This is a genomic window from Microbacterium sp. cx-59, assembly GCF_020805625.1.
In the GTDB taxonomy this organism is placed as follows: domain Bacteria; phylum Actinomycetota; class Actinomycetes; order Actinomycetales; family Microbacteriaceae; genus Microbacterium.
The window spans coordinates 343,442-369,413 of sequence record NZ_JAJHGO010000001.1; the positions used below are offsets into that span (position 1 = coordinate 343,442).

The 25,972-nt window shown below is 69.6% G+C and carries 28 protein-coding genes, 1 tRNA gene and 1 other RNA gene; 13 read left to right on the forward strand and 17 right to left on the reverse strand.

Annotated elements, in window-relative coordinates; translation table 11 throughout:
* Positions 1-35: 35 nt before the first annotated feature.
* The 3 genes from LMI96_RS01680 to LMI96_RS01690 all read right to left on the reverse strand — a co-directional run bounded on the left by LMI96_RS01680 (position 36) and on the right by LMI96_RS01690 (position 3,161).
* Positions 36-1,511 carry an HNH endonuclease signature motif containing protein gene (locus LMI96_RS01680; protein ID WP_228360271.1) on the reverse strand — a complete coding sequence of 492 codons (1,476 nt, stop codon included), beginning with the start codon at positions 1,509-1,511 and terminating at the stop codon, positions 36-38.
* 117 nt (positions 1,512-1,628) lie between these two features.
* On the reverse strand, positions 1,629-2,276 hold the full coding sequence (locus LMI96_RS01685) for an SIMPL domain-containing protein (protein ID WP_228360272.1): 648 nt from the start codon (positions 2,274-2,276) through the stop codon (positions 1,629-1,631).
* Between the two features lie 75 nt (positions 2,277-2,351).
* Positions 2,352-3,161, reverse strand: coding sequence for a siderophore-interacting protein (locus LMI96_RS01690; RefSeq protein WP_228360273.1), 810 nt, complete (start codon positions 3,159-3,161; stop codon positions 2,352-2,354).
* Between the two features lie 472 nt (positions 3,162-3,633).
* Between LMI96_RS01690 and ssrA the strand changes: the two genes are divergently transcribed.
* Positions 3,634-4,003, forward strand: a transfer-messenger RNA (tmRNA) gene (gene ssrA / locus LMI96_RS01695).
* A gap of 109 nt (positions 4,004-4,112) precedes the next feature.
* Here ssrA and LMI96_RS01700 read toward each other — a convergent pair.
* The 3 genes from LMI96_RS01700 to LMI96_RS01710 all read right to left on the reverse strand — a co-directional run bounded on the left by LMI96_RS01700 (position 4,113) and on the right by LMI96_RS01710 (position 5,917).
* Positions 4,113-4,766: a thioredoxin domain-containing protein gene (locus LMI96_RS01700; protein WP_228360274.1), complete on the reverse strand. Its 654-nt coding sequence runs from the start codon at positions 4,764-4,766 to the stop codon at positions 4,113-4,115.
* Positions 4,767-4,851: 85 nt separating this feature from the next.
* Positions 4,852-5,292 (reverse strand): hypothetical protein, encoded by a 441-nt coding sequence (locus tag LMI96_RS01705; protein ID WP_228360275.1) that lies wholly within the window; start codon positions 5,290-5,292, stop codon positions 4,852-4,854.
* Between the two features lie 85 nt (positions 5,293-5,377).
* Positions 5,378-5,917: a YaeQ family protein gene (locus LMI96_RS01710; RefSeq protein WP_228360276.1), complete on the reverse strand. Its 540-nt coding sequence runs from the start codon at positions 5,915-5,917 to the stop codon at positions 5,378-5,380.
* Between the two features lie 186 nt (positions 5,918-6,103).
* Here LMI96_RS01710 and LMI96_RS01715 point away from each other — a divergent pair, with 186 nt between their 5' ends.
* Both LMI96_RS01715 and LMI96_RS01720 read left to right on the forward strand, forming a co-directional pair.
* Positions 6,104-7,345 (forward strand): serine/threonine-protein kinase, encoded by a 1,242-nt coding sequence (locus LMI96_RS01715; RefSeq protein WP_228360277.1) that lies wholly within the window; start codon positions 6,104-6,106, stop codon positions 7,343-7,345.
* On the forward strand, positions 7,342-7,863 hold the full coding sequence (locus LMI96_RS01720; protein WP_228360278.1) for a hypothetical protein: 522 nt from the start codon (positions 7,342-7,344) through the stop codon (positions 7,861-7,863). Before LMI96_RS01715 ends, LMI96_RS01720 begins: the two co-directional genes overlap by 4 nt.
* Positions 7,864-7,913: 50 nt before the next feature.
* On the opposite strand, the gene chrA is transcribed toward LMI96_RS01720, so the two are convergent.
* Positions 7,914-9,107, reverse strand: coding sequence for a chromate efflux transporter (gene chrA, locus LMI96_RS01725; RefSeq protein WP_228360279.1), 1,194 nt, complete (start codon positions 9,105-9,107; stop codon positions 7,914-7,916).
* Positions 9,108-9,241: 134 nt separating this feature from the next.
* Between chrA and LMI96_RS01730 the strand changes: the two genes are divergently transcribed.
* Both LMI96_RS01730 and LMI96_RS01735 read left to right on the forward strand, forming a co-directional pair.
* On the forward strand, positions 9,242-9,622 hold the full coding sequence (locus tag LMI96_RS01730; protein ID WP_223720859.1) for a hypothetical protein: 381 nt from the start codon (positions 9,242-9,244) through the stop codon (positions 9,620-9,622).
* Between the two features lie 97 nt (positions 9,623-9,719).
* The gene (locus LMI96_RS01735; protein ID WP_223720860.1) at positions 9,720-9,896 is read left to right on the forward strand and encodes a multidrug transporter; all 177 of its coding nucleotides are present in this window, start codon (positions 9,720-9,722) and stop codon (positions 9,894-9,896) included.
* A 32-nt stretch (positions 9,897-9,928) separates the two neighbouring features.
* Here LMI96_RS01735 and LMI96_RS01740 read toward each other — a convergent pair whose 3' ends face one another.
* Together LMI96_RS01740 and LMI96_RS01745 are read right to left on the reverse strand one after the other, a co-directional pair.
* On the reverse strand, positions 9,929-10,504 hold the full coding sequence (locus LMI96_RS01740; protein ID WP_228360280.1) for a hypothetical protein: 576 nt from the start codon (positions 10,502-10,504) through the stop codon (positions 9,929-9,931).
* Positions 10,501-11,343: an inositol monophosphatase family protein gene (locus LMI96_RS01745; RefSeq protein WP_228360281.1), complete on the reverse strand. Its 843-nt coding sequence runs from the start codon at positions 11,341-11,343 to the stop codon at positions 10,501-10,503. The genes LMI96_RS01740 and LMI96_RS01745 overlap by 4 nt, the downstream gene beginning before the upstream one ends.
* 104 nt (positions 11,344-11,447) lie before the next feature.
* Here LMI96_RS01745 and LMI96_RS01750 point away from each other — a divergent pair.
* Positions 11,448-11,520 (forward strand) — tRNA-Lys (locus LMI96_RS01750).
* A 41-nt stretch (positions 11,521-11,561) separates the two neighbouring features.
* On the opposite strand, the gene LMI96_RS01755 is transcribed toward LMI96_RS01750, so the two are convergent.
* The gene (locus LMI96_RS01755; RefSeq protein WP_228360282.1) at positions 11,562-12,149 is read right to left on the reverse strand and encodes a TetR/AcrR family transcriptional regulator; all 588 of its coding nucleotides are present in this window, start codon (positions 12,147-12,149) and stop codon (positions 11,562-11,564) included.
* A gap of 167 nt (positions 12,150-12,316) precedes the next feature.
* On the opposite strand from LMI96_RS01755, the gene LMI96_RS01760 reads away from it, so the two are divergent.
* Both LMI96_RS01760 and LMI96_RS01765 read left to right on the forward strand, forming a co-directional pair.
* Positions 12,317-13,714, forward strand: coding sequence for a DUF2252 domain-containing protein (locus LMI96_RS01760; RefSeq protein WP_228360283.1), 1,398 nt, complete (start codon positions 12,317-12,319; stop codon positions 13,712-13,714).
* 122 nt (positions 13,715-13,836) lie between these two features.
* Positions 13,837-16,353 carry an MMPL family transporter gene (locus LMI96_RS01765; RefSeq protein ID WP_228360284.1) on the forward strand — a complete coding sequence of 839 codons (2,517 nt, stop codon included), beginning with the start codon at positions 13,837-13,839 and terminating at the stop codon, positions 16,351-16,353.
* A 67-nt stretch (positions 16,354-16,420) separates the two neighbouring features.
* Here LMI96_RS01765 and LMI96_RS01770 read toward each other — a convergent pair whose 3' ends face one another.
* The 6 genes from LMI96_RS01770 to LMI96_RS01795 form a co-directional block, all read right to left on the reverse strand.
* On the reverse strand, positions 16,421-17,224 hold the full coding sequence (locus LMI96_RS01770) for an SDR family NAD(P)-dependent oxidoreductase (RefSeq protein WP_223720878.1): 804 nt from the start codon (positions 17,222-17,224) through the stop codon (positions 16,421-16,423).
* Positions 17,221-17,547 carry a DUF6510 family protein gene (locus LMI96_RS01775; protein ID WP_228360285.1) on the reverse strand — a complete coding sequence of 109 codons (327 nt, stop codon included), beginning with the start codon at positions 17,545-17,547 and terminating at the stop codon, positions 17,221-17,223. Before LMI96_RS01775 ends, LMI96_RS01770 begins: the two co-directional genes overlap by 4 nt.
* Positions 17,544-18,269, reverse strand: a complete 726-nt coding sequence (locus tag LMI96_RS01780) for a ferredoxin reductase (RefSeq protein WP_228360286.1) — start codon at positions 18,267-18,269, stop codon at positions 17,544-17,546. Before LMI96_RS01780 ends, LMI96_RS01775 begins: the two co-directional genes overlap by 4 nt.
* Positions 18,266-18,859: a molybdopterin-dependent oxidoreductase gene (locus tag LMI96_RS01785; protein ID WP_228360287.1), complete on the reverse strand. Its 594-nt coding sequence runs from the start codon at positions 18,857-18,859 to the stop codon at positions 18,266-18,268. The genes LMI96_RS01780 and LMI96_RS01785 overlap by 4 nt, the downstream gene beginning before the upstream one ends.
* 177 nt (positions 18,860-19,036) lie before the next feature.
* Entirely contained in the window at positions 19,037-20,266 is a 1,230-nt protein-coding gene (locus LMI96_RS01790) for an MFS transporter (RefSeq protein ID WP_228360288.1), read from the reverse strand.
* Positions 20,263-20,697 carry a MarR family winged helix-turn-helix transcriptional regulator gene (locus LMI96_RS01795; protein WP_223720883.1) on the reverse strand — a complete coding sequence of 145 codons (435 nt, stop codon included), beginning with the start codon at positions 20,695-20,697 and terminating at the stop codon, positions 20,263-20,265. The genes LMI96_RS01790 and LMI96_RS01795 overlap by 4 nt, the downstream gene beginning before the upstream one ends.
* 71 nt (positions 20,698-20,768) lie before the next feature.
* Between LMI96_RS01795 and LMI96_RS01800 the strand changes: the two genes are divergently transcribed.
* Together LMI96_RS01800 and LMI96_RS01805 are read left to right on the forward strand one after the other, a co-directional pair.
* Complete coding sequence (locus tag LMI96_RS01800) at positions 20,769-21,521, forward strand: 3-hydroxybutyrate dehydrogenase (RefSeq protein ID WP_228360289.1); 753 nt, start codon at positions 20,769-20,771, stop codon at positions 21,519-21,521.
* Entirely contained in the window at positions 21,518-22,405 is an 888-nt protein-coding gene (locus LMI96_RS01805; RefSeq protein WP_228360290.1) for an alpha/beta fold hydrolase, read from the forward strand. The genes LMI96_RS01800 and LMI96_RS01805 overlap by 4 nt, the downstream gene beginning before the upstream one ends.
* Positions 22,406-22,432: 27 nt before the next feature.
* Here the strand turns inward: LMI96_RS01805 and LMI96_RS01810 are convergent, their stop codons facing one another.
* Positions 22,433-23,215 (reverse strand): IclR family transcriptional regulator, encoded by a 783-nt coding sequence (locus tag LMI96_RS01810; RefSeq protein WP_228360291.1) that lies wholly within the window; start codon positions 23,213-23,215, stop codon positions 22,433-22,435.
* Positions 23,216-23,325: 110 nt separating this feature from the next.
* Between LMI96_RS01810 and LMI96_RS01815 the strand changes: the two genes are divergently transcribed.
* From LMI96_RS01815 to LMI96_RS01825, 3 genes are read left to right on the forward strand one after another with little or no spacing between them, the layout of a single operon-like run.
* Positions 23,326-24,105: a CoA transferase subunit A gene (locus tag LMI96_RS01815; RefSeq protein ID WP_223720887.1), complete on the forward strand. Its 780-nt coding sequence runs from the start codon at positions 23,326-23,328 to the stop codon at positions 24,103-24,105.
* A gap of 2 nt (positions 24,106-24,107) precedes the next feature.
* Positions 24,108-24,761, forward strand: a complete 654-nt coding sequence (locus LMI96_RS01820) for a CoA transferase subunit B (protein WP_223720888.1) — start codon at positions 24,108-24,110, stop codon at positions 24,759-24,761.
* On the forward strand, positions 24,758-25,942 hold the full coding sequence (locus LMI96_RS01825) for an acetyl-CoA C-acetyltransferase (protein WP_228360292.1): 1,185 nt from the start codon (positions 24,758-24,760) through the stop codon (positions 25,940-25,942). Before LMI96_RS01820 ends, LMI96_RS01825 begins: the two co-directional genes overlap by 4 nt.
* Positions 25,943-25,972: the final 30 nt, after the last annotated feature.

Genomic DNA, 25,972 nt, shown 5'->3' on the forward strand with positions numbered 1-25,972 from the left:
GGCGCACCGCCGCTGGCTCTGAGTGGTAACGCCGATCACGGTGGCGCACCGCCGCTGGCTCTGAGTCTGGCCCACTCCCGGATCGCCGACCGCCCTCCGGGTCGCCATGCCCGGTGGGCGTCTATCCATCCGGGTGGTCGCACCCACGGCACGCCTCGACGCATCTCGATCTCCCACCCGCCGGTCTCGATCGTGCGGTGATGGTGCCAGCACAGCAGCACGCCGTTGTCGGTGTGAGTGGGTCCGCCCCGTGAGTGCTCGTGCACGTGATGGATCTCGCACCATGCGCCGGGAACGTGGCATCCGGGAATGACGCACTCGCCGTCGCGTACCGTGATCGCCCGGCGTTGCGCTGCGGAGAAGACCCGGAGGGCGTTGCCCAGCTCGATGATCCGGCCGTCGGGTGACAGCACGAGCCGCTGCACGGCCCCCAGGCAACCGATGTGTCGGGCGACGGATGCAGACACCGGCGCGCCAGTCTGTGCGCCGCCCTGCAAGAAGGCGAGGCCGCGCGGGGCGGCCAGCTGATCGGGAGTGGCCGCGACGATGAGCGTGGGCGCGGCTCCGCCGAGACGCGGCATGCTGTCGTGGACCGCCGACACCGTCAGAATGCCGGCCAGTGCGTCGTGCCGCTTCTGCGCGGGAGTGCGTGGCTCGGGATCGTCGCGGAAGATACCGGACTCGTGCGGAGAGGCGTCGGCGTCACCCGCCCGCGTGCCACCGCACGCATCCGTCTCACCGGCGACGAACCGCGGCCCGTCGCCGACCTTCGGATTGAGGAACGCGTCGAGCAGACGCTGCAACTGCGCCGCAACCTCGGGGAGCAGAGCGCCGCGCACCGGCACCGTGCCGTTGCGCTCGCGACCGAGCGACAGAGGGCGCTCGCGGTTGCCTCGCTCGTCGGGCAGGGCACCGTCCTGATCGAGGAACAGTGCCCAGGTCTGCGCCATCAGACGCACGTCGTCGGCGGTCTCACCCGCGAGCGCCGCCGCGACGAGCTCGCACTCGGCCGTCCGAACCGGGTCGGTGCCTGCCGTCGCGTCGACCGCGTGCCCGCGCTCGAGCACCGGTGCCAGGTAACTGACGATTGCGGCGGCCGCATCCGTCGACAACGCTCCGGATGCAAGCGACTCGCGCACGGAAGGAAAGGCGCCCGGGAGGAGCTCGCCGGTCAGGGTGAAGGTTGACTGGACGCGGGTCGCGAGCTGGATGCGGGCGCGAGCGGTCTGGCCCGAGACGAGCGCCGCGCGCTCCAGCACCTCGGCCGGGGTACGGCAGCCGCGTTTCGCGGAAAGCCGCTCAGGTCCGAGCGTGGCCCGCGAGCGCTCGACGACTTCTCCCGCGGCGAGGACGCGGAGGCCGTCGACCGCTCGCCCCAGACATTCCGCATCCTGCACGAGCGACAAGAGGGCATCGTCGCTCATCGAGGCGAGTGCCCGCGGATCGATGAGGGGCTCCACCGACTCGCTCAGCAACCCGCTCACCGCGGTGAGCGGGAGGGGGAGCGTCATTCCTCCATTATGACGAGGGGGTCAGACATTCACTCGACGGGTTATCTCCCGGTCAAAGCATGAAAAGTTGTGGATAAGTCGGCGCTGATCGAAGCCTGTGGAGGAGGAGTCAATCGCTCAGTGCGCGATGAAGCGAGCGTCGACGGCAGCACTCACGACCACGTCATCGGGTCGCAGGTCGATGCCGCCCGCATCCGCTGCCATGGCGCGCATCAGCTTCGGGGACGGCGTCGTGCCGTCTCCGCCGAGCAGGCCCACGTCGGCGATCGCGACGGGCGTCACGGAGCTGAGCCCGAGGGCGGACGCGTACGCGGCCGCGCGATTCACCGCGTCGAGCACGGCGGATGCGGCCACCCGGTCGCGAGCCGCGCCCGCGGTCAGTTCGCTCAGCTCCCATGTGACGGCGTCGATCTGCGTGCCGTCGAGGATGGATACCTCGTCGACCCAGGCGGAAAGAGCCGCCGGGTCAGCGAAGTTCGCGGTGATCTCGACCGACGCGTGATGCACCGGGTCGAGCTTCGCGCCGTCGGGCGCCCAGGGCCGTTCCGTCCAGACGTTCGCGCGAGAACTGGTCCATCGCAGGAGTGCGCCGCTCTCGCGGCGTGCGTCAAGGTCGGCACGGACGGGGCGGGTGATCTCGGCGAGCTCCTCGATGACTCGGGGCCGGTCGGAACCCTCCGCGCGGATCGTGGCGCGGACGATGCCGACCTCCGCCGCGAGTCGTTCCTCGTGTTCGCCGCGGACCGTGATGGTGACGTCGCTCATGCCGCGACTCTACGCGGCGCTGCCGATCGCGCTGCCAATCGCGCTGTCGATCGCGCTGCGGATCGAACCGTGACCTCAGGCCGGGAAGATCTGACCCACGGGCAGCCGCTTCTCGGCCTGGAAGGCGTCTTCGGTGCGTCCGGCGGCCCAGTACGCGGACAACGAGAGCTCGGTGCGCGCGACGCCGCGAGCGGTGAAGAGGGGGCGGAGGGCCTTCATGGCGCCGCGTTCGCCGTGCGCGAAGACCTGCACGCGTCCGGCGGGCCAGGGGAGGGCCTCGACCGCGGTGACGAGATTCGCGCCCGGTGCATCGTGCTGCTCGTCGACCCAGGTCACGTTGCCGGCGAGCGTGACTCGATGAGCTGTCGAGCGCGTCTCGATGAGCGCGATCGCGCTGACACCGGACGGCAGCGACTCGAGCGCCGAGGCGATCGCGGGGATGGCGGATTCGTCGCCGATCAGCACGCGCTCATCGGCGTCGAGGTCGGGGGAGTATCCGCCGCCGGGCGACGACATCGTCAACCGGTCGCCGGGCTGGGCGGATGCGGCCCAGGGCCCCGCGACCCCCGTGTCGCCGTGCACGACGAAGTCGATGTCGATCGTCCGTCGGTCGTGGTCGACCTGGCGGATCGTGTATGTGCGAACGGTGGGGAGCTGGTCGAACGGCACCTGCTCGCGGAGAGCGGCGAGGTCGTAGGGCGGTTTCAGCGTGCTGCCCTCGGGCGGGAAGTAGAGCTTCGCGTACTTGTCGGTCTCCGGCCGGTCCGGGAAGGCGGAGAACTGCTCGCCGCCGAGCGTCACCCGGACGAGTCCCGGTGTGAGCCACGCCGTCTCGAGAACGTCGAGGGTGGTCTGTGCGGACGGGGTGCGGCGCGAGGGGATCATCGCATCGATCGTATCGCCGGGCGGATGCGGGGTGGCCGGTTGATCGCGGATGCGGTGGGGCCCGGCCCGGAGCGAGGAGATCTGCCGGAGCGAGGACCGAATCGGCCGCATCCGTCCTCGCTCGGGCAGATCACCTCGCCGCGGGCGGACGGGGTTGGCCCCGGCTCTCGAGACGAGGGCCCGGACGGCTGCCGGGGCGGATGCGGGGACGGTGGACCCGGCGGTTCCGACCGGCCCGGAGCGAGGAGATCTGCCGAAGCGAGGACCGAATCAGCCGCATCCGTCCTCGCTCGGGCAGATCACCTCGCCGCGGGCGGACGGTGAAACGTCGAGGCCGACGCGCGCCCATCAGACCGCGACGGCGGGAATGGCGGGGGACCCGCATCCGTTGTACGGTAGAACGCTCGGGTTCTTCGGTGGCCGAGATGACAATTCCACAGCGTGACAGTGGCCCCTTCGGAAGAAGGATCACGGGGATGATCGGTTTCGACATTGCTTGTGAATCTGCGAGAAGCGGGCCGAGGATGCAGGGTTATCTCGTAAACGCTCCCTGCAAAACCATAAGTGCCGAAACCAAGCGCACTGACTTCGCCCTCGCTGCGTAAGCGAGCCCGATAGTCCGTCAGACCGTGTGTGATCCCGCCACGGACCCTGGCGTCATTTAGGGATCTTGCTGAACGATGGCGTCTGGACGTCGTTCGGGACTTTTCCCAGGCTGGGCTCGTCGACTTAGGTGTCTGTGACAAAGGTCGGAGCCGAGCAGAACGTCTGCACAGACTGCGCCCGGAGAAAACGCCGTATTGCAGCGATGGACGGGGGTTCGATTCCCCCCATCTCCACCACGCCACTGTCACAGGAAAGGGCCTCGGACTCGCGATCACGCGAATCCGAGGCCCTTTTCGTCGCGTCAGAGATGAACGCGCCGAGGCGCTCACGAGCGGGCGTGGCCCCTCACGGAGCGAGCTCCGCGTCGATCGCGTCGGTCACGTCCGACCATTGCGTCAACTCGGTCAGTTGCTTGTCGTTGACGAAGAAGGTGGGCGTGCCCGACACTCCCAGGGCGCGACCGTCGGCGAAGTCCGCCTGGACGCGAGCGAGCGTGTCGGGATCGGCCACGGCGCGGTCGTACTCGGTCATGTCCAACCCGAGGTCTTCGGCGAACGTGCGGAACACGTCCGCCCGCGACTCTCCTGCCTCGCCCCAGTCCGCCTGGGACTGGAACAGCGCGTGGTACATCTCCTCGAACGCGCCCTGCTGACCCGCCGCCTCCGCCGCGAGTGCCGCGTTCGTCGAGTTCACATGACCGGGCAGCGGAAAGTACCTGACGACGTAGGTGATACGTCCGGCGTAGTCCGCGCGCAATTGCTCGACGTACGGGTACGCGGCGCCGCAGGCCTCGCACTCGAAGTCGAGGAACTCGACAACCGTCACCGCTTCTTCGCCGCCGCGATCGAGCACGCGGGAGTCCTCGCGCACGACACTCGCCGGGCCCGCCCCGCTATCCGCCGGCGCCGAGCGGTTCACCGCCATCCAGATCACCGCGACCAGAACCAGCACCACCACGACCGCACCCGTGACCCATAACGGCTTCACATAATTCCGCACAACATTCCTCGACTTTCGATCACTACCGCACCTGAACGTCCTCGCACCGAGGACACCGAACCGCCCCGCGAGCGGGGTCCGGCACTCAGGTACGGCTGATCGACAGCTGGGTCAGAGTCAGCGCGGGAAGGACGGGGAACGACGGTCGATACCGACGCGGCGCATCGCGCGGCGACGTCGAGACGAGCGCGCGGTGGGCGGCCCTTCGCCCCGCGAACGTCAGAGCGAGGAGCAGGATGCTGCAGCACGCGGCGATGACGAGGCAGCCCGCGCTCCACAGCGCCGATGAGTCACTCGATGAGACGATCACGTGCTCACCCGCGGCGGCGACGTGCTCACTCGCGGCGATGACGTGCTGACCCGCCACGGCGACAGTCGCAGCGGTCGGTGCGCGGTCGACATCGTGGTGCCCGAGGGGAGCGGCGGCGCTCAGCGCCAGGAGCAGAAGCGCAGCCGTCACGAGTTTCATCGTCATCCGCACCCCGTAGCCCCGCTGGCGAGGTCGGTGATCCGCGGTGAGGGACATCTCCGCAAGTCTACGAGCGGGAAGGGGTACCGCCGAGCCCGTCGCGGCTAATCCCCTCACCGCCGCAACCCCCGCGAGCTCCCGCTCAGGCCACGGGCTGCGCGTGCACGTCGGACTCGACGCTGGTGCCGTTCAGATCGAGGTAGAGGTGGCGCTCGGTGATCGACACCGTCATGGTGTTGCGGCGCTCGAGCACACGCGCCGCATCCTCCACAAAGCCGGGATCGAAGCTGTAGAGCGTGATCTCGTCGGCGCGGTGGATGCGTTTGCCCGCCCACGGCGCCGACACCTTCGCGGGATCGCGGTGCGTGTAGACAGCGGTGCGCTCGGCCTGCGCGCTGCCGAAGTGCAGGCGTGCCGCATCCGGCGCTCCGATCTCGATCCAGGCGAGAATCGTGCCGGTCAGATCGCGCACCAGGACGGCGGGTTCCTCGGTCGTGGAGATGCCCTCGCTGAACGCGATGCCCTCCTCGAACTCGAGGCAGTACGCGAGCACGCGGGTCAGCATGAATGCGGCGGTCTCGGATGGATGCCGGGCGACCCGCAGCGAGAGTTCTTCGTAGACGCCGCGGTCGACATCGGCGAGGTTGACCGTAAACGTGTGGATCGTTGCGCCGGCAGCCATAACCCTCGAGCCTACGCGGCGCCGTGCGGCGGCCGAACCGCGCGGCACGGCGGTCGTGCGTGTCAAGGGCGCGCCGCACCCCGCGGCCGATGTGAGAAAGTCTCGAAGGGACGCCGCACACGCGCGCGTCGACGACGACGCGACCGGGTGCCGGTCAGGACGCTCGATGAGCAGGAGAGGATCGATGTGGGGGAGGACACCGCAACAGCGCCCCTGGATCCGCGTGACGGCGCCCTTGCGGGCCGCTATCGCCTCGGCGAGGTGGTCGGCCAAGGGGGTTTCGCGCGCGTGTTCCGCGCGCACGACCTGATCCTCGGACGGACGGTCGCGATCAAGCAGTTCTCGACGAGCATCGAACCGCGCGACCGCGGACGGATGCGTACCGAGACGCTGCTGCTGGCCTCGCTCACGCACTCGTCGCTCGTGACGCTCTTCGACGCCGAACTCGACGCCGACCCGCCGTACCTCGTTATGGAGTACATCGACGGCCCGACGTTGCGCACCCACCTAGAGACGCACGGAGCACTCTCGTCGACGGATGCGGCGCGCGTCGCCAGCGACCTCGCCGGCGCGCTCAGCGTCGTGCACGCGCGCGACATCGTGCACCGCGACCTCAAGCCGTCGAACGTGCTCATGCGCCCGTCGCACGTGGACGGCCAGACCCCGACCGCGACCCTGGCCGACTTCGGTATCGCGTCGCTCGTCGACGCCACGCGCGTGACGGCGACCGGGACGGTCGTGGGAACCGCGGCCTACCTCAGCCCGGAACAGGTGCGGGGAGCGGCACCCGCCACATCCGCCGACATCTACTCGCTCGGACTCGTGCTGATCGAGACGCTGAGCGGTCGCGCGCCCTACCCGGGGAGTGCGCCGGTCGAATCCCTCGTGGCGCGACTCACCCAGCCTCCGCCCATCCCCGACGGCATCGGGCCGGCGTGGCGCCAGTTGCTGACCGCGATGACGACGATCGCTCCCGACAGCCGCCCGTCCGCGGACGAGGTCGCGGCCGAAGCGCGCCGGATCGCCGCCCGGCCCGACGACGCAAGCGAATCGCAGGCGACGCGCGTCTTGCCGGCCGCGCCCGGAACCGCATCGACCGCTCTGCTCTCCGCGACACCGGGGCGTGTGGCGCCGGAGCTGCCGACGCGCCCCGACCTCCCGACCGCAGTCACCCCGGCGCCGCAACCCGCCGGACGCGACAGCCTGTCGCGCCGAAGCTCCGGCGACGTCTCGAGCGCGGGTGAGCCTCGGCGCGCACGCCGGACCGCGGTTCTCCTCACGATCGTCGCTGCGCTGCTCGCCGCGGGGATCGCAATCGCCTGGGTCGCCTCGGCCAACCCGGCTCCCGCTCCGGCGCCGTCATTCCCGACCCTGCCCGACCCGATCAACACGCACATCGACGAACTCTGGAACGAGGTGTCGCCGTGAGGGCTCACCGGCGTTACACCGCGCTCCTTCTGATCGCGGCCGGGACGGCCGTCTCGACCGGCTGCCAGCCCGCCGCGTCGACGACGCCCATGCAGACGTTCGTCGTCGACACCGCGGACCAGATCGCGGCGGGCGACAGGGCCGCGGCGGCCTCGACGCTCGACGCCCTGGACGCCGAGGTGAGCCGCGCCCTCGCGGCCGGCGAGATCGACGCTGCGGAGGCCGACCGCATCCGTGCCGCGATCGCGGTACTCCGCGCCGACCTGGCCGCCCTGACGTCGGACGATGCCGGAACCACCGACCCGGACGTTACCCCCGTGCAGACGACCGAGCCCGAAGAGACGACGGATCCCGACGACGCAGTCGACACGCCGGCGCCCGTGGTCACTCCCAGCGAAGAGTCCGACGACTCCGATGATGCGCCCGGCAACAGCGGCAACGCCCCGGGCAACGGGGGCACTTCACCCGGCAACGACAAGCCCGACAAAGACAAATCGGGAAAGAACGACGGCCAGTGACGCCCGGCCGATGACCCCTCGGTCGATGACCCGCGGTCAGCAACCCTTGGTCAGCCGCTGACGACCGCGCCGAGCATCCCGGCGATCGCGCTGAGCAGCACGACGATCCACGGTGCGGCACTCCACCGCGTGAGCAGCACGAACCCGACGAGAGCGAGCGCGAGGGGCGCGGCTCCGGTGATCGAAGTGACGAAGAGCGGGTCGTAGAGGGCGGCCGCGAGGATTCCGACCACGGCCGCGTTGGCGCCGCGGAGAAGCGGGGGAGCCCATGACCGCGTGCGCAGTCGGCTCCAGAACGGCAGCACGCCGAGCAGCACGAGGAAGCCGGGAAGGAATGCCCCGGTGAGAGCGAGAAGCGCTCCCGCGATGCCGCCCGGGCCGACGTCGGCGAGAACGCCGAGGTACGCGGAGAAGGTGAACAGCGGGCCGGGAACGATCTGCGCGACGCCGTACCCGGCGAGGAACTGATCCACGCTGACCCAGCCGGTCTGCACGACCTCGGATTCGAGGAGGGGCAGGAAGACGTGGCCTCCGCCGAAGACGAGCGAGCCCGCGCGGAAGAATCCGTCGAGCAGTCCGATCGCGCCGGAGCCCGTCCATGACGCGAGCAGCGGGAGCGCGATCAACAGACCGACGAATGCGCCCAGACACACGGCGCCCGCGCGCCGCGAGATCCCGAGGCGTGCGCCGGTCGCGGGCACCTCCTGGGTGGTTCGTCGGCAGAGCACGACGCCGGCCGCCGCGCCCAGGATGATCGCGGGAATCTGGCCGATCGTGCTGCCGAGGAGAAGGACGAGAAACGCCGCCCCCACGGCGATTCCCGCTCGTGCCTTGTCTGGCGTCAGGGTGCGGGTCATGCTCCACACGGCCTGTGCGACGATCGCGATCGCGGCCACCTTCAGTCCCGCGATGGCGCCGTCGCCGACCGGGCCACCGATCAGCGACGAACCCGAGGCGACGGCGACCATCAACACCGCCGAGGGCAGCGTGAACGCGATGAACGCCGCGAGCGCCCCCCGCAGTCCCGCGCGCGAGTAGCCGAGCGCGAATCCCACCTGGCTCGATGCCGGGCCAGGCAGGAACTGGCAGAGCGCCACGAGCTCGCTGTAGTCGTTGTCGCTCAGCCACCGACGTCGCTCGACGAACTCGGTCCGGAAGAATCCGAGGTGGGCGATGGGGCCGCCGAAAGACGTGAGCCCCAGCTTTCCGAAGGCGGCCCACACCTCTCGCGTCGATTCCCGCATCCTTCCAGCACACCAGCGCGGCGTGAACGGGCAGTGAATGAGGTGCTGCGCGGACTCGCTGACCTTCCAGGTGCGCTGCGTGGTCCATCCGTGCAGCGCCGGCCTCCGGGGATCGTGCAGCTAGAGTCGGCAGCGTGTCGCCCCACTCTTGGTTCGTCGAACCCGACCGCGCGAGCATCAGCGCCGATCAGGTCGGCGCGTTCTTCGCGAAAGCGATTCCCGCCGGCCGCTGCGAGTTCTGGTTCGAGCGAGACGACGGCCTCGTGCTCGGGTTTCTCACGAACACCTCGCGGGCACTCGTGATGCTCTTGGCCGACGCAGATGATCCCGGGGAACATGCGGTCAGTCCGACGGCGAGCCCCGCGGTCAGCAGCGGATTCCGGCTGCAGAACGGTCAGGAGGATAGCTATCCGGATGCGGACACGCTGCCGATCGATTCTGCGATCGACGCGGCGGAGCATGTGATCCGCTGTGGCGAATGGCCGACGGAAACGGTCGTTCTCTCGGATCGATGAGTCATGACGGTGTCGGGACGAGCCGCGCGACGCGGACGGGTCGCACTCCGTCGTCAAGGCCCGACCGCGGGTCGCCTCCCCGCCGTAGCGTGGGGGAATGGACACCACGAACGACATGACGGATGACGAGAAGCGCCACGACCAGTTGACCGCCGCACCGAATGCCACCGAAGAAGACGCCAAGCCGCGGATCGTCGTCAGCGAGCACGACGGCGTGAAGCGCATCGACATCGCGGAAGACGCCGCGGTGCGCCCGAGCGATCCTCGGGACTGACCCCAGTACCGCAGGGTCCGCGCCCTCCCGGCTCAGGCCGGGGGATCGATGAGGACGAGGCTCTGCTTGGTGTCGGCCATCGTCACCCACCCGTCGCCGAACTCGTAGGTCAGGCCGTACCCGTCTTCATCCGTCGAGACCGCCGTCTGCGGATCTTCGGTCAGGTAGGTGCCGTTCGGGTCGTCGACCCGCAGCCAGCCTGCCGCGAGCAGTTCGGTCTGGGCTGCGTCGGCATCCGATCCCGAAATGGGCGCCCACGCGAAGATCTGTACGTGGTCGGACGCGACGGAGTAGTCGCCCCACACGCACGAGATGCCGTCGCTGATCGTGCGCTCGCCCACGCGGAACACGTCCTGCTTGTACGTCCAGTTGTGCGAGGCGAACTCGTCTTGGATCGACGTCGGGATGAGGTTCTCACAGGTGACCGCGGTCGCTGCCGCGGTCGGTGTGGTGGTGGCGCTCGCGACCGGGCTCGGGGCCGTGGTCTGCACGGGTGCCGCCGTGGTGACGGCAGGAGCCGCGGTATCGCCGCCCGCGCAGCCGGCCAGCAGAAGACCGGATGCCGCGACGAGGGCGGCGAGCGGCGCGAGGGGAAGACGACGGGTCATGGGGTGGGCTCCGTTGCGGGGCTCTGCTCGAAGAAGTCGAGGAAGGGGTCGTGCAGGATGCGGTTGGTGGCGAGCACGGAGAGCTCGGACAGCGAGTCCGAACCGCTGAACGCCGTCATTCGGCCGCCGGCTTCGGTGATGATCGGATGCAGCGCCGCGATGTCGTACTCCTTGACACCGAACTCGGCGACCATCTCCAGGCGTCCTTCGGCGAGCAGCATGTACGGCCACGCGTCGCCGTACCCGCGGTCGCGCCACACGGCGCGTGACAGGCGGACGACGTCGTCGACGCGGCCGACTTCATCCCACTGCGCGATGCTCTGGAAGCTGACGCTGGAGGCGACGATCGTGTCGACGCTCGAGGTCTGCAGGCGTCTCGGCGTGCCGTCGACCACGGTCCACGCGCCGTCGCCCTCGGCGGCCCACCATCGCCGCGCGATGGAGGGCTGGCTGACGACGCCCACCCGCGGAACCCCGTCGACGACGAGCGCGATGAGCGTCGCCCAGATGGGGACGCCCTTCAGGTAGTTCGCGGTGCCGTCGATCGGGTCGATGATCCACTGCCGGGTGCTCTCTCCTTGCAGTCCGAACTCCTCACCGAAGATCGCGTCGTCCGGGCGCTCGGTGGCGAGGATGTCGCGGATCGCGCGTTCGGTCGCGAGGTCGGCTTCGGTCACGTGGGTCGAGTCGGCCTTGGTGCGGATGTCGAGATCCGCGGCGTCGAAGCGTGCCATCGACGTGCGGTCGGCCGCATCCGCCATCCGCAACGCGAGGTCGAGATCTGCGGCGAATGCTCCCCGCGCGTTCACAGCGGAATCGGCGGGGGAGTCGAGGCTCATGAGGAAAGAATAGCGGGCGACGGCGACCTCGATTGGCGCAGGCGGCGTCGGGGATGCTAACGTTGACCCTCGGTTCGGAAGTTCATTATCCGCTCCGAAATCACGCACCTCTAGCTCAATCGGCAGAGCAACTGACTCTTAATCAGTGGGTTCTCGGTTCAAGTCCGAGGGGGTGCACGGATCAGCCTCGTCGACTCTCGCCAGTCGTCGGGGCTTTTTCATTTCTGCTCTGCGGTGGTACCCGTTGCGCCCCATCCTTCGCCGGGTCCGATCAGCACGCGCCACAGCCACTCCGCCGCGGTATCGGTGCCGGGCAGCGGATCACGTGCCAGCCAGGCGATCAGCACGCCGAACGCGCTGCCGGCGATGCCGGACGCGACGATGTCGAGGGGAAGACCGGGGAACGCATCGGGCTTCGCGAGCGGCACCGTATCGAGCACGATCTGCTCGATCTGCCCGCGCAGACGTGCGGCCACGAGCGGTGAGCCGTGTTCGCCGAGCACCAACCGGTAGACCGCCGCGTTCTCCGCGATGTGCGCGAGATAGAGGAAGAGTTCGTGCGGAATCGTCGCGCCGTCCGTCGGCGGGCGCACGCGCAGCGTCTCGGAGAGGTGGTCGACTTCTGACTCGAGGGCGTCGGCGAGCAGGATCTCTTTGTCGGCGTAGTGCTGATAGAAACTGCTGCGGTTCACGCCTGCACGCTCGACGATGTCGGCGACCGAGATATCGTCGAGCGCTCGTTCCCGAGCCAGGGTCAGGAGCGCACTCTCCAGACTCGCGCGGGTGCGGGATGCTCGAGGGTCCATGGTGATGATTCTGCCCTCATCGGGGCGACAGGCGATGCTGACCACGCACAGCGCGCGTTCCGCCGAGGTGGGAGGATGCTCGCAGGTGCCGGCATCCTCGCGCCGCTGCATCCGTGACGCACCGTGAGATTCCGCTGGGGCGAGCGGGCCGGAGACGGGGGAGAACGATGACGTCATTCGACGAACGTCGCGCACGAGGCGCGGCCGCACGCCGCCGCCTGCCGCGGTCGGGGCACGGCTCCTGGCGCCGGCCGCCGGGGGCGACGGACCCGATCGCGCTGCTGGAGGAACAGGCGTCGACCCGCGTGCCCGAGCTCGTGCCGATCCGGTACGGACGGATGCAGGTCTCCCCGTTCACGTTCTACCGCGGCGCCGCGCTGATCATGGCGTCGGACCTCGCCTCCCAGCCGCACTCCGGGCTGACCGTGCAGCTCTGCGGCGACGCGCACCTGACGAACTTCGGGGTCTTCGGCACCGCGGAACGCAACATGGTGTTCGACATCAACGACTTCGACGAAACGCATCCGGGTCCGTTCGAGTGGGACCTCAAGCGGCTCGTGGCGAGCTTCGAGGTCGCCGGCCGACACCGCGGATTCTCGGATGCCGACCGCCACGCGATCGCTCTCACGGCGGCGCGCGCGTACCGCGAGCACATCCGGGTCGCCGCTTCGGGCACCGTGCTCGACGCCTGGTACGACCAGCTCGACGTCGAAGAGATGCTGCGCTGGCTGCGCGGCGAGAAGCGAGCCAAGCGTGCGCGGTCGAAAGAGGTGACGCAGGTCGAGAACCTCATCGCCAAAGCGCGTACCCGCGACAGCATGCGCGGTTTCACGAAGCTGGTCGAGTTCGACGGCTCGGAGCTGAAGTTCCGTGCCGATCCTCCCCTCCTCGTGCCGATCGAAGACCTCGCCGACCGCACGACGGTCGACCGGCAGGAATCGATCATGCGCGACCTGCTGCGTTCCTACCAGGCCACCCTGACGAGCCCGCGCCACCCGCTCGACGAGTTCACGTACCTGCACATGGCCCGGAAGGTTGTGGGTGTCGGCAGCGTCGGAACCCGCGCGTGGATCGTGTTGCTCCAGGGGCGAGATCAGAACGATCCCCTGCTGCTGCAGGCGAAAGAGGCCCAGGCATCCGTGCTCGAACGGTTCCTCGGTGACAGCGTGTACGACAGTCACGGCGAGCGCGTCGTTCGCGGTCAGCGGCTCATGCAGGCTGCCGGCGACATCTTCCTCGGATGGCAGCGCGTCACGGGGCTCGACGGGCAGAACCGCGACTTCTACGTGCGGCAGCTGCACGACTGGAAGGGATCGGTGAACGTGGACCGGATGGCAGTACCCGGCGCGCGCCTCTATGCGCAGCTGTGCGGCGAAGCCCTGGCCCGCGCGCACTCCCGCTCGGGAGACCGCGTAGCCATCGCCGCCTATCTCGGGAGATCCGACACGTTCGATCGTGCGATCGCCGCCTTCGCGAAGGACTACGCCGACCAGAACGACGCCGACTTCGCCGCCTTCGAGGCGGCCGTCGGGAGCGGACGACTGGTCGCTCAGCCCGGCCTGTGACCCACCGCGCAGGGTGGCGCGTTCACTGAGAGTTCTCCGACATCTGTCGGATCAGCGACATCTGTCGGATATCCTGAGCCCGGCCCGACGACGTGCCCGCTCATTCTCGTGAAAGGCATGTCGTGGCACAGCTTCTCTACCGCCTAGGGCGCTTCTCTGCGCGCCGGGCGTGGTTCGTTCTCGTCGGGTGGGTGCTCGTCCTCGGCCTCGCCGGCGGCGCATTCGTCGCCTTCGGCGGTTCGCTCGCCTCCAGCTTCAGCATCCCGGGCACCGAAACGGAGCGGGTGACCGACAGCATGCGCGACGAGCTGCCGGATCTGACCGGCGCCAGCGCATCGGTCGTCTTCCAGGCAGAGGATGGCGCGTTCACGGATGCGCAGAAGTCCGACATCGCCGCGCTCCTCGAGGACGTCGCGACGATCGACGACGTCTCCGCGACGCTCGACCCGTTCGCGACCGAGGCGCAGCGCACCGAGCAGGCCGACACGCTCGCGGCCGGCGAGCAGCAGCTGCAGGACGGGCGGGCGCAGCTCGACGCCGCACGTGCCCAGCTCGACGCCGGTCAGCAGCAGCTCGATGCCGCGATCGCCCAGGCGCAGGCCGCGGGGCTCGCCGAGAGCGCTGCACCCCAGTTCGCCGCGCAGCAGGCCCAGCTCGACGCCGGACGCGCGCAGCTCGAGGAGAGCGCGGCCACGCTCGCCGCGCAGGCGCCGCAGCTGGAGGACGGGCAGACGTTGCTCGACGCTGCATCCGCCATCCGCACCGTCTCCGAAGACGGATCGACCGCGATCGCGACGGTCTCGTTCGACGAAGACATGTTCACGCTCTCCCAGGAGACGAAGAGCGAGGTTGCCGCCGCACTCGACGCCGCGAACATTCCCGGCGTCAGCGTCGACTACTCCTCGACCATCGCCTCCTCGACCGACGGACTGATCGGTCCGGGCGAGATCATCGGCGTCGTCATCGCCGCGCTGGTGCTGCTCATCATGATGCGCGCGCTCCTGCCGGCCGTCACACCGCTGATCAGCTCCATCATCGGCGTGGGCGTCGGTGTCGCCGGCTCGCTCGCCTTCTCGGGCGTCGTCGACATGGCCTCCGTCACACCGATCCTCGGCATCATGCTCGGCCTCGCCGTCGGCATCGACTACTCGTTGTTCATTCTGAACCGGCACCGGAAGCAGCTGCTGACCGGCCTCGATGTGCAGGAGTCCATCGGGCTCGCGAACGGCACCGCGGGTAACGCGGTCGTCTTCGCCGGCACGACCGTCATCGTCGCGCTCGTCGCGCTGCTCGTGACCGGCATCCCGTTCCTCGGCGTGATGGGTGTCGTCGGCGCCGCGTGCGTGGCCGTCGCCGTGCTCGTGTCGATCACCGTGACGCCGGCTCTTCTCGGACTCATGAAGAACCGGGTGCTGCGCCGCGGCGTGCGCTCGCAGATCGGCCACGCCGATCACGCGCCGCGCCCGCCGCGTGCCATGCGCACGCCCCGCGCGCTGGGTGCGGCCGCGCTCGCGATCGTCGCCCTGCTCGTCATCGCCATCCCCGCGCTGTCGATGCGTCTGGGTCTTCCCGACGGCTCATCGGAGGCGACCGACACGACGCAGTACCGCGCGTTCACGGCCGTCACCGAGGAGTTCGGGGCCGGCCAGAACGGACCGCTGCTGGTCGTCGCGACGACGCCTTCTGCGGTCGCGGAAGACGATCAGGTCGCGGTGCAGGCCGACATCGTCACCGAGCTGATGAACCAGGACGGCGTCGTGGCTGTCGCCCCGGCCGCGGTATCGGATGACGGCACGTTCTTCGCCTTCCAGGTCGTGCCCGCCGATGGCCCCACGAGCGAGACGACGGAGACCCTGGTGCGCGACCTCCGCGGTCTGTCGCCCCTCGACGGATCGGCCGTCGGCAGCGACGCGCTCTCCGGCGACATCGCTCTCGGCGTCGCCGGCCAGGCATCCGGCAACATCGACGTCTCCGAGAAGCTCGCGAACGCCCTGCCGTTCTACCTACTCGTCGTCGTCGGGCTGTCGCTGATCATCATGCTCGTCGTGTTCCGCTCGATCCTCGTGCCGCTGATCGCGACGGCGGGGTACGTTCTCTCGCTCTTCGCCGCGCTCGGCGCCGTGACGGCGATCTACCAGTGGGGCTGGCTGTCCGGGATCTTCGGCGTGCACGACCCCGGACCGGTGCTGAGCTTCGGGCCGATCATCATCATGGGCGTGCTCTTCGGTCTCGCGATGGACTACCAGCTCTTCCTCGTCTCGGGCATGCGCGAGGCGTACGTGCACGGATTGCCGGCCCGTGAGGCGGTCGTCGCCGGAGTGCGCAACGGTCGCGCGGTCGTCACCGCGGCGGCGATCATCATGATCTCGGTGTTCGGCGGATTCGTCTTCAGCCACCTCGGCATGGTGCGTCCGCTCGGGTTCGGCCTCGCGATCGGCGTGCTCTTCGACGCCTTCATCGTGCGGATGGTGCTCGTTCCCGCGCTCATGCACCTGCTCGGCCGCTCCGCGTGGTGGCTGCCGCGCTGGCTCGACCGCATCCTTCCCAACGTCGACGTCGAGGGTGCCGCGCTCGAACGCGCCCACCCGGCGCACGCGGATACGACCCCTGCGGACGACGCGGTGGTCGCTGCCCGCTAGGGCCTCTGAAGCGACGGAGGGCGGATGCGGCGCGAGCGCCCGCATCCGCCCTCCGTCGTCTTGGTGGTCAGGGCAGGATGGCGTCGACGTAGCCGCCGTCGGCGCGCAGGGCACCGCCCGTGGTGCCGGATGACAACGGCGACGCGAGGTAGGCCACCATGTTCGCGATCTCGATCGGCTCGAGCAGACGCCCGATGAGCGACTGGGGGCGTTGCGTGCGCATGAACTCGCGCTGTGCGTCGTCCCACGGAAGATCGGGGTCAACGAGGGAGTACACGAAGTCCTCCACTCCGGGCGTGTGCGTGGGGCCCGCGATCACGGTGTTGACGGTGACCCCGGTGCCGGCCGCCTCCTTCGCGTAGCCGCGAGTGAGGGCGAGGAGCGCCGTTTTGGTGACGCCGTAATGGATCATCTCCTTCGGCGTCACGATCGCCGAGTCGCTCGCGATCGTGATCACCCGACCCCAGCTCTGCGCGGTCATGGCGGGCAGAGCGAGGCGCGTGAGTCGCGCCGCCGACAGCACATTCACCTCGAAAGCGCGGCGCCAGGTGTCGTCGTCGATCTCGAGTGCGGGGATCGCTTCGAAAATGCCGAGGTTGTTCACCAGGACGTCGACTCGGCCCGCTTCGTTCATGAGCTGCGCCGCGCCCTGCTCGGTGGTGACGTCGGCCGCGATCCCGCGCACGCGGAGTCCGAGATCTGCGTCGATCTGGTCGACCGCGGCGGCGACGCGGCTCTCGCCACGCCCGTTGACGACCACATCCGCACCCGACTCGGCGAGGCGGCGGGCGATGGCGTTTCCGATGCCCTGCGTCGACCCCGTGACGAGGGCGGTGCGACCGGTCAGATCGAGAGCAAGTGACGTCGTCATCGAGAGACCTCCGGCGAAAGGACGGATGGATGTGGCGTGTCGAGCTGGGCGAGTGCGGCGATACGCACCGAAACGCCGTCGGGGGCGCGAACGAGCGTCAGGAGGGTACGAGTGCGCGCGCGGCAGCGCACGATCGCGCAGCGGCCATCGTCTTCGACGACGGTGCCGCCGAGCGGACCCGCGACACCGCAATGCCCGCACGTCAACACGAGGACCGAGGGGTCCACCGAGAACACGTCCGCGAAGACCCCCACGACCGCGTTGCCGTCGAGCTGACTGACGCCGGCATCCGCGCCTTCCGGTACGGGATGGATGGTCGTCATGACAGCCCTCCGAATCGTTCGGTGCGCACCCGCGCGGGGTCGTATCCGTGCTGCACGAGAAGATCGGCCGCGGCTTCGACGAAGCCGGTCGGCCCGCAGACGAACGCGAGCGCTCGACGATCGACCGGCCAGACGGCGTCAGCGAGGACGGATGCCGACAACCGCCCGGGCGTTCCGGCCCACGCATCCGGCGCCCTGCGCGTGTAGGCCCAGGTGAGATCGAGCCCGTCGGCCCGGAGTTGCTCGAGCTCGTCGCGATACATCGCGTCGTCCGCGGATCGCACCGAGTAGAGCAGCCGGAACGGTGCCGCCTCCGGTCGCCGTGAGCGCGCACGGGCCATCGCGAGGAGCGGCACGATGCCCGAGCCGCCCGCGACGAGCTGGACGGGGGAGGGGTCGGTCGGGTCCCACACGAAGTAGTTGCCGAGGGGCCCCTTCACTTCCAGGGCATCGCCGGGCAGAACATCATCGACGAGATACGGTGACACCTCGCCGTCGGGAACACGGTCGACGGCCAACTCGACGAGAGTGCCCGCTCCGGAGCTGGCGATCGAGTACGAACGCTCCGCCTGGTAGCCGTCCTCCGCCGTCAAACGGATGTCGAGGTGCTGGCCGGGCAGATTTCCCGGCCAATCCGGCACGCGAACCTGCAGGATGCGGGCGTGCGACGTGCTCTGCACGACCGCTTCGACCAGGCCGGGCAGCCAACCGCCGACGATCACCAGTAGCGCTCCTCGAGCCACGGGTCGCCGTGCGTGTGATAGCCGTTCTGCTCCCAGAATCCGGGGTCGTCGTGCTTCTGCATCGTGAGTCCGGTGACCCACTTCGCGCTCTTCCAGAAGTAAAGGTGCGGCACGAGCAGTCGTGCGGGGCCGCCGTGCTCCGGGTCGAGGGGCTGACCGTCGAACTCGAACGCGACCCAGGCTTTGCCGCCGCGCAGGTCGTCGAGCGAGAGGTTCGTTGTGTACCCGCCGTACGAGTGCACCATGGCATATCCGAGGTCGGTGTCGACCGCGGCCAGGAGGGTGTCGAGAGAGACCCCGCGCCACGAGGTGCCGAGCTTCGACCACCGCGTGACGCAGTGGATGTCGGTGTGCACGTCTTCGATGGGCAGATCCATCAGCTGCGACCACGACCAGGTGGTGTCGAGGCCTTTCTCGGTGCGGATGCGGAACGACCACTGGTCGAGCGGCACGCGCGGGGTCGGGCCCGCAGACAGGACCGGGAAGTCGTCGGTGAGGTACTGGCCGGGCGGAAGGGACGGATCGGGCGTGCGGCGGCGTGCTCCGAAACCGCGGGTGAACTCAGCCATGGCGTCCTCTCGTCCGGGTGCCCTTCGCGTTCACTCTAGAACGTCGCCCGCCGACCCGCCCGAAGACCGCGAGACCGCATCCGGGGGTTCAGACAGCTGTCGTAAGCCGCTGTCTCGATGCCCGGATGCAGTCTCGCGGTCATGAGCGAGGTGGCGGGGAGGGGCGGGAGCGGGGTGTCAGGTCGCGTCGCCGACGAGGACTGCGGCCGCCTCCTCGGCGGCATCCGCCTCCCGGACGTCGATGCGGCCGAGGGAACCGCGACCGAGGGCGATCGTGGCGGTCGCGATCAGCACGGCGGCCGCCGCCACGAAGTACGGCACCGTGGCGTTGAACGCGTGCCACAGGAGCGCCGCGAGCGGGGGAGCAACGGCGCCGCCGAGGAAGCGCACCGCCGAGTAGGCCGACGATGCGACCGAGCGGGGCAGGTCGGTCGCCTCCATGACCGCCTCGGTGAGCACGGTGTTCATGACGCCGAGAAGCAATCCGCCGACGACGATCGACGCGACCAGGGCCGCGGGGGTCGCCACGAGGAGCCCGCCCACCACGAGGTCGACCGCGAGCAGCGGCAGGATGACGAGCATCACGGTCGTGCGACGGAAGAAGCGCAGCAGCAGAGGGGCGACCCACACGCTCGTGATCGCGAGGGCCACGCCCCATCCGAAGAACGTGAACCCGATGCCCATCGCCCCGAAGCCGAGCGGGAACGGGGAGAACGCCAGCAGCGTGAAGAAGCCGATGTTGTAGAACAGCGCGGTGACCGCGAGGATCGCGAGCGCGGGCTGGCGAAGCGCTCGGAACGGCGCGGAGAGCGCGACCGGACGGCGTTCCTCGCGCGGGCCGCGCAGCAGCACCAGCACCGCGACGAAGGCGATCGCCATGAGCGCGACGACACCGAAGAACGGGCCGCGCCAGCTGACCTCGCCGAGCAGGCCGCCGAGGAGCGGTCCGATCGCGATCCCGATACCGAGGGCGGCCTCGTACAGCACGATCGCGGCGCTGCTGCCGCCGCTCGCGGCACCGACGATGGTCGCGAGCGCGGTGGAGATGAAGAGCGCGTTGCCGAGTCCCCATCCGGCGCGGAACCCGATGATGGCGTCGACGCTGCCGCTCAGCGCGCACATCAGTGCGAACACCACGATCAGTGCGAGACCGATCAGCAGCGTCGCCTTCGCGCCGATGCGACTCGAGATCCAGCTCGTGACGAGCATCGCAAGGCCCGTGACGAGTAGGTAACTCGTGAAGAGCATCTCGGTTTCGACCGGGGTCGCCTGCAGTGAGTCCGCGATCGCGGGGAGGATCGGGTCGACGAGTCCGATTCCCATGAACGCGACCACCGAGGCGAACGCCACCGCCCATACCTGCGCGGGCTGCCGCCAGATCGTCGAAGAACCGGAGTGGCCGCTCATCGTGCTGCTCCTGCCGAGATCGCCGTGCGGGACATCAGGATGTGCGAGGCGCGCTCGAGCGCCTGCCATTCCTCGTCGTCGAGGTCATCGAACAGCGGCGCGAGCGCTTGGCCGAGCTGAGTGCGCCACTCGTCCATGGCGGCGGCGCCCGCATCCGTGATCGCCACGATCGTCACGCGGGAGTCCTCGCTGTCGCGTTCGCGCCGCACGAGCCCGGCCTCGTCGAGGATGCCGACGAGGCGGGTGACGCCCGGCTGCGTGGTGCGACTCGCGCGAGCCAGTTCACCGATGCGCTGCGGGCCCTCCTTCTGGAGGATGCTCAGCGCGCGCCACTGCGCGGCCGGCGCCTCATTGTGGTTCGTGATGGCGGCCACGCGGGTGAGCGCGTGCGCGGCGATGACGATCCTCTCGATATCCTCTGCTCGTGTCATACCCGAAGTATATATCTTTGGTATGTATGTGAGCGTTGTCGCGGGCGGCCACTGCTCGTACGCTGGCCGACGTGCACACCAGAGACCTCGCCGAACGGACAGCCCTCATCACCGGCGGGGCCAGCGGCATCGGGCTCGCGTGCGCGCACGAGCTTGCGGCGCGCGGCGCACACGTCGTCATCGCCGACCGGGATGCGGATGCGGCGGCACGCGCGGCCGCAACCGTCGACGGCGAGGCATGGGTCGTCGACCTCTCCGACACCCGTGCGCTCGATGACCTGACCCGGGACGCCGACATCCTGATCAACAACGCCGGCATCCAACGCGTCGCCCCCATCGAGGATTTCGTGCCCGACGACTTCCGGCTCATCCACCGCCTCATGGTCGAGGCGCCCTTCCTTCTCGTCCGCGCGGTTCTGCCCGGCATGTACGCGCGCGGATGGGGGCGGATCATCAACATCTCCAGCGTCCACGGGCTGCGGGCCAGCCCGTTCAAGTCGGCGTACGTGTCGGCCAAGCACGCGCTCGAGGGACTGTCGAAGACCGCAGCGCTCGAGGGCGGTCCGCACGGCGTGACGAGCAACTGCGTCGACCCCGGCTACGTCCGGACGCCGCTCGTCGAGAAGCAGATCGCCGACCAGGCCCGGGTGCATGGCATTCCCGAGAGCGAGGTGGTGCAGAAGGTCATGCTCACCGAGTCGGCGATCAAGCGCCTCGTCGAGCCCGCTGAGGTGGCGTCGCTCGTCGGGTGGCTCGCGTCCGAACACGCGGGCATGGTGACCGGCGCGTCGTACACGATGGACGGCGGATGGTCGGCGCGATGAGCGAGCGGATGGTGCGCGTGCCGGTACCCGGCGGCGAACTCGCCGTCGCCGTCCACGATCCCGAGGGGCCGCCGACGGGCACCGTGCTCCTCGTCCACGGAATCACCGCGTCGCACCGGGCGTGGGACTTCGTGTTGCCCGAGCTCGCCGACATGCGGCTCGTCGCGCCGGATCTTCGGGGGCGCGGGCAGAGTCGGAACGTCGGGGAAGGTGCGGGGTTCTCCGCGCACGCCGACGACCTCGTGGCCGTCCTCGATGCCCTCGGCGTCGAACGGGCGCTCGTCGTGGGGCACTCGATGGGGGCGTTCGTGGCTGTCGTCCTCGCCCACCGCCACCCGGCCCGCGTCGCGCGCCTGCTGCTCGTCGACGGCGGCCTCCCGCTCGACGTGCCCCTCGGGGGAGATCCGGATGCCGTGATGGCGGGCGTCCTCGGGCCGACGGCGGCTCGTCTGTCGATGCGCTTCGCGAGCGTCGAGGACTACCTCGGCTTCTGGCGGCAGCATCCGGCGTTCCCGCCGCCGTGGCCCGCCGGACTCGCGCAGTACTTCGTGGCGGACCTCGTCGACGACGGTGCCGGGATGCTGCGGCCCGCGACCCGGTACGAGACCGCCGCGGCCGACACCGCCGACATGATCGCCGGCACGGCGCTGCCGTCTGCGCTCGCCGCCCTGCAGCATCCGACGCGGCTGATCACGGTCGGGCGCGGACTCCAGAACGAGCCGCCGGGACTGTACGCGCGCGACTATCTCGAGGGCGTGCTCGTGCAGCATTCGTCGATCCGGCATGACCGGATCGACGAACCCAACCACTACACGGTGGTCATGTCGCCGCAGGGCGCCCGCCTCGTCGCGGAGGCGGTCCGCGCCGAGCTATCGGCCGACTGATGCCGGCTGTCGGCCGACTGATGCCGCTCAGCGGGCGCCCGCGGCGATCCGCGTCGACAGTTGGTGCGCGTGGGCGAGCAGGATGCGGCCCAGTTCGGCGCGGCGCTCACCGGCGAAACGGAACTCCACGCCGGTGAGGCTGAGCGCCCACTGCGGGTGCCCGTCGCGGTCGAACACGGCGGCGCCGAGACCCCAGCTACCCCCGACGATCAGCCCGGGATTCAGCGCGTAACCGCGCTCGGCGGTCTCCCGCAAGCGCGTGCGGAGGCGGGCGGGGGCATGCGCGCTACCGAAACGGTCGGCGAGGTCCGGATGACGTTCCAGATAGGCGTCCACATCGTGGGGAGGGAGGAACGCCAGGATCGCGAGCCCGGCGGACGCGACGCCGAGCGGGAATCGGACGCCCTCCGACAGCACGAACGAGCGGATCGGGAAGCTGCCCTCCTCGCGAAGGATGCACACCGTCTCGTCGCCGCGGCGAACCGAGAGGAACGCACTCTCCTCCGTGCGGACGGCGAGCGAGCGCACGATGTCACGACCGATGCCCGTCACGTCGTATCGAGCCGCGGCGACCGTGCCCATCAGGTAGAGCTCGGGGCCGGCAACCCATCGGCTCGTCCGGTCGTCGAGGTCGACGAGTCCCTCGTGTCGAAGCGCCGACAGCAGTCGGTGCGCCGTGGGGCGGGTGAGACCCGCGCGCTCGGCCGCATCCGGGACCGTCAGACCATCGGTTCCGGAGGAGCTGACGAGCCGGAGCAACCGGGCCGCGCGGGCGACGCTCTGTGTTCCGGGGATGACATCGTTGTCCACGATATGGACACTAGGGGCGACGATATCCACATGGCAAGCACGAGCGCAGACGCACACGCGGCCGTCGCGCAGGCTGAGATGAGCCCGACGAGGGGTGCGGAGGAGACACGGTGATCGACAAAGAAGTGCAGACGGCCGAGGATGCGATCCGCGACATTCCGGATGGCGCGAGCCTCGCGGTCGGCGGGTTCGGGCTCTCCGGAAACCCCATGCAGCTGATCGAAGCCCTGCATGCGCAGGGCACCCGTGACCTGTCGATCGTCTCGAACAACTGCGGCGTCGACGACTGGGGGCTCGGCATTCTGCTCGGTGCGCACCGCATCCGGAAGATGACGTCGTCGTACGTCGGCGAGAACAAGGAGTTCGAACGGCAGTTCCTTTCCGGCGAGCTCGAGCTCGAGCTCACACCGCAGGGAACGCTGGCCGAGAAGCTGCGCGCCGGCGGGTCGGGCATCGCGGCGTTCTTCACGCAGACGGGTGTGGGCACCCAGGTCGCCGAGGGCGGGTTGCCCCGCCGCTACGACGGCGCCGGCGGCGTGGCAGTCGCGTCGCCCGAAAAGGAGGTGCGTTCGTTCGCACCCGGCGGCATCCCGGGGGAGTACGTGCTCGAGGAGGCCATCGTCACCGACTTCGCGCTCGTCCATGCCTGGAAGGGCGACCGGCACGGCAACCTCGTGTTCCGCAAGGCCGCCCGCAACTTCAATCCGCTCGCGGCCATGGCCGGTCGGGTCTGCATCGCTCAGGTCGAACACCTCGTCGAACCCGGTGACCTGGAGGCGGATGCGGTGCACCTCCCCGGTGTCTACGTGCACCGTGTGCTCGAGGTCGGGCCCGACATCGACAAACGCATCGAACGGCGCACCGTGCGCTCCGCTCCGGAAGGGAACTGACCATGGCGCTGACCCGCGATCAGATGGCGGCGCGCGCCGCGCGCGAACTCGCCGACGGTTCGTATGTAAACCTCGGCATCGGGCTGCCGACGCTCGTTCCGAACCACGTGCCCGCGGACGTGACGGTCGTTCTGCAGTCGGAGAACGGGATCCTCGGGGTCGGCCCGTACCCGGCCGAGCAAGACGTCGATCCCGACCTCATCAATGCCGGCAAGGAGACGGTGACGATCCTGCCGGGGGCGGCGTACTTCGACTCGGCGACGAGCTTCGGGATGATCCGTGGGGGCAAGATCGACGCGGCGATCCTCGGTGCGATGCAGGTGTCGGCGAGCGGCGACCTCGCCAACTGGATGATCCCCGGGAAGATGGTCAAAGGCCCGGGTGGAGCGATGGATCTCGTCCACGGCGCGGGCCGGGTGATCGTGCTGATGGAGCACGTCGCGAAGGACGGTGCCCCGAAGATCGTCGACGCGTGCACCCTTCCTCTCACCGGCCGCGCGGTCGTCGACCGGATCATCACCGACCTCGCCGTCATCGACGTCACCCCGAACGGCCTCGTTCTGGTCGAGACCGCGCCCGGAGTGACGGTCGACGAGGTCGTCGCCGCGACGCAGCCTCCGCTGCGCATTTCCGACGTACGTAAGGTGGATGCATGAACACTGACGACGTGGTCATCGTTGCTGCGGCACGGACCCCGCAAGGCCGGCTCAAGGGCCAGCTCTCCTCTTTCACCGCCCCGCAGTTGGGCGGACTCGCCATCCGTGGTGCGCTCGCCCAGGGCGACATCCCGGCCGAGGCCGTCGATGCCGTCCTCGTCGGGCAGGTGCTCTCGGCGGGTTCCGGGCAGAACCCGGCGCGCCAGGCGGCGATCGCCGCAGGACTCGGATGGGACGTGCACGCCGCATCCGTCAACAAGGTCTGCCTCTCCGGTCTCACGGCCGTGATCGATGCGGCGCGGATGCTGCGTGCCGGCGACGCGCGCGTCGTCGTGGCGGCGGGCATGGAGTCGATGACCCGCGCGCCGCACCTGCTGATGGGGTCCCGCGACGGGTGGTCGTACGGCTCGATCGAAGCGCTCGACCACATGGCATTCGACGGCCTCACCGACGCCTTCGACCAGGTGAGCATGGGTGCGTCCACCGAGCGGCTGAACGCGGCGTTCGAGGTGACGCGGGAGCAGCAGGATGAGGTCGCGGCGCGTTCGCACCAGCGCGCTGCTGCCGCGGCCCGGGCCGGCCTCTTCGCCGCCGAGATCGTGTCGGTCGAGGTGCCGCAGCGCAAGGGCGACCCTCTCGTCGTCTCGGCCGACGAGGGCATCCGCCCCGACACGACGGTCGACGTTCTCGCACGGCTGCGCCCCGCGTTCGCAGAGGGCGGCACGATCACGGCGGGAAACTCGTCGCCCATCTCTGACGGCGCGTCGGCGGTCATTCTCACGACGCGGTCGCACGCTGATGCCGAAGGATGGCCGGTGCTGGCCGCGCTCGGATCCAGCGGTCAGGTCGCCGGCCCCGACAACTCGCTGCACGCTCAGCCGGCGCGCGCGATCGAGAAAGCGCTCGATCGGCAAGGTCTCGCCGTGTCGGATCTCGACTTCATCGAGATCAACGAAGCGTTCGGCGCGGTCGTGGCCAGGTCGCAGCGTGAGCTCGGCGTGGGCGATGACATCGTCAACATCCACGGCGGCGGCATCGCGCTCGGGCACCCGATCGGGGCGTCCGGCAACCGCCTCGTCGTGCATGCGGTGCACGAACTGCTGCGCCGGGGAACCGGAACCGCGGCCGTCGCGCTCTGCGGTGGCGGCGGGCAGGGCGACGCGCTCATCCTCATCCGCTGACCCTCGTGTGCTGATCCTGCGGCGTGGAGG

Excerpts from the sequence above, each read along its gene's own strand:
- LMI96_RS01680 (WP_228360271.1), bottom strand. The coding sequence starts at position 1,511 with ATGACGCTCCCCCTCCCGCTCACCGCGGTGAGCGGGTTGCTGAGCGAG.
- LMI96_RS01685 (WP_228360272.1), bottom strand. The coding sequence starts at position 2,276 with ATGAGCGACGTCACCATCACGGTCCGCGGCGAACACGAGGAACGACTC.
- LMI96_RS01690 (WP_228360273.1), bottom strand. The coding sequence starts at position 3,161 with ATGATCCCCTCGCGCCGCACCCCGTCCGCACAGACCACCCTCGACGTT.
- LMI96_RS01705 (WP_228360275.1), bottom strand. The coding sequence starts at position 5,292 with ATGTCCCTCACCGCGGATCACCGACCTCGCCAGCGGGGCTACGGGGTG.
- LMI96_RS01710 (WP_228360276.1), bottom strand. The coding sequence starts at position 5,917 with ATGGCTGCCGGCGCAACGATCCACACGTTTACGGTCAACCTCGCCGAT.
- chrA (WP_228360279.1), bottom strand. The coding sequence starts at position 9,107 with ATGCGGGAATCGACGCGAGAGGTGTGGGCCGCCTTCGGAAAGCTGGGG.
- LMI96_RS01735 (WP_223720860.1), top strand. The coding sequence starts at position 9,720 with ATGGACACCACGAACGACATGACGGATGACGAGAAGCGCCACGACCAG.
- LMI96_RS01740 (WP_228360280.1), bottom strand. The coding sequence starts at position 10,504 with ATGACCCGTCGTCTTCCCCTCGCGCCGCTCGCCGCCCTCGTCGCGGCA.
- LMI96_RS01745 (WP_228360281.1), bottom strand. The coding sequence starts at position 11,343 with ATGAGCCTCGACTCCCCCGCCGATTCCGCTGTGAACGCGCGGGGAGCA.
- LMI96_RS01755 (WP_228360282.1), bottom strand. The coding sequence starts at position 12,149 with ATGGACCCTCGAGCATCCCGCACCCGCGCGAGTCTGGAGAGTGCGCTC.
- LMI96_RS01760 (WP_228360283.1), top strand. The coding sequence starts at position 12,317 with ATGACGTCATTCGACGAACGTCGCGCACGAGGCGCGGCCGCACGCCGC.
- LMI96_RS01770 (WP_223720878.1), bottom strand. The coding sequence starts at position 17,224 with ATGACGACGTCACTTGCTCTCGATCTGACCGGTCGCACCGCCCTCGTC.
- LMI96_RS01775 (WP_228360285.1), bottom strand. The coding sequence starts at position 17,547 with ATGACGACCATCCATCCCGTACCGGAAGGCGCGGATGCCGGCGTCAGT.
- LMI96_RS01785 (WP_228360287.1), bottom strand. The coding sequence starts at position 18,859 with ATGGCTGAGTTCACCCGCGGTTTCGGAGCACGCCGCCGCACGCCCGAT.
- LMI96_RS01790 (WP_228360288.1), bottom strand. The coding sequence starts at position 20,266 with ATGAGCGGCCACTCCGGTTCTTCGACGATCTGGCGGCAGCCCGCGCAG.
- LMI96_RS01795 (WP_223720883.1), bottom strand. The coding sequence starts at position 20,697 with ATGACACGAGCAGAGGATATCGAGAGGATCGTCATCGCCGCGCACGCG.
- LMI96_RS01805 (WP_228360290.1), top strand. The coding sequence starts at position 21,518 with ATGAGCGAGCGGATGGTGCGCGTGCCGGTACCCGGCGGCGAACTCGCC.
- LMI96_RS01820 (WP_223720888.1), top strand. The coding sequence starts at position 24,108 with ATGGCGCTGACCCGCGATCAGATGGCGGCGCGCGCCGCGCGCGAACTC.
- LMI96_RS01825 (WP_228360292.1), top strand. The coding sequence starts at position 24,758 with ATGAACACTGACGACGTGGTCATCGTTGCTGCGGCACGGACCCCGCAA.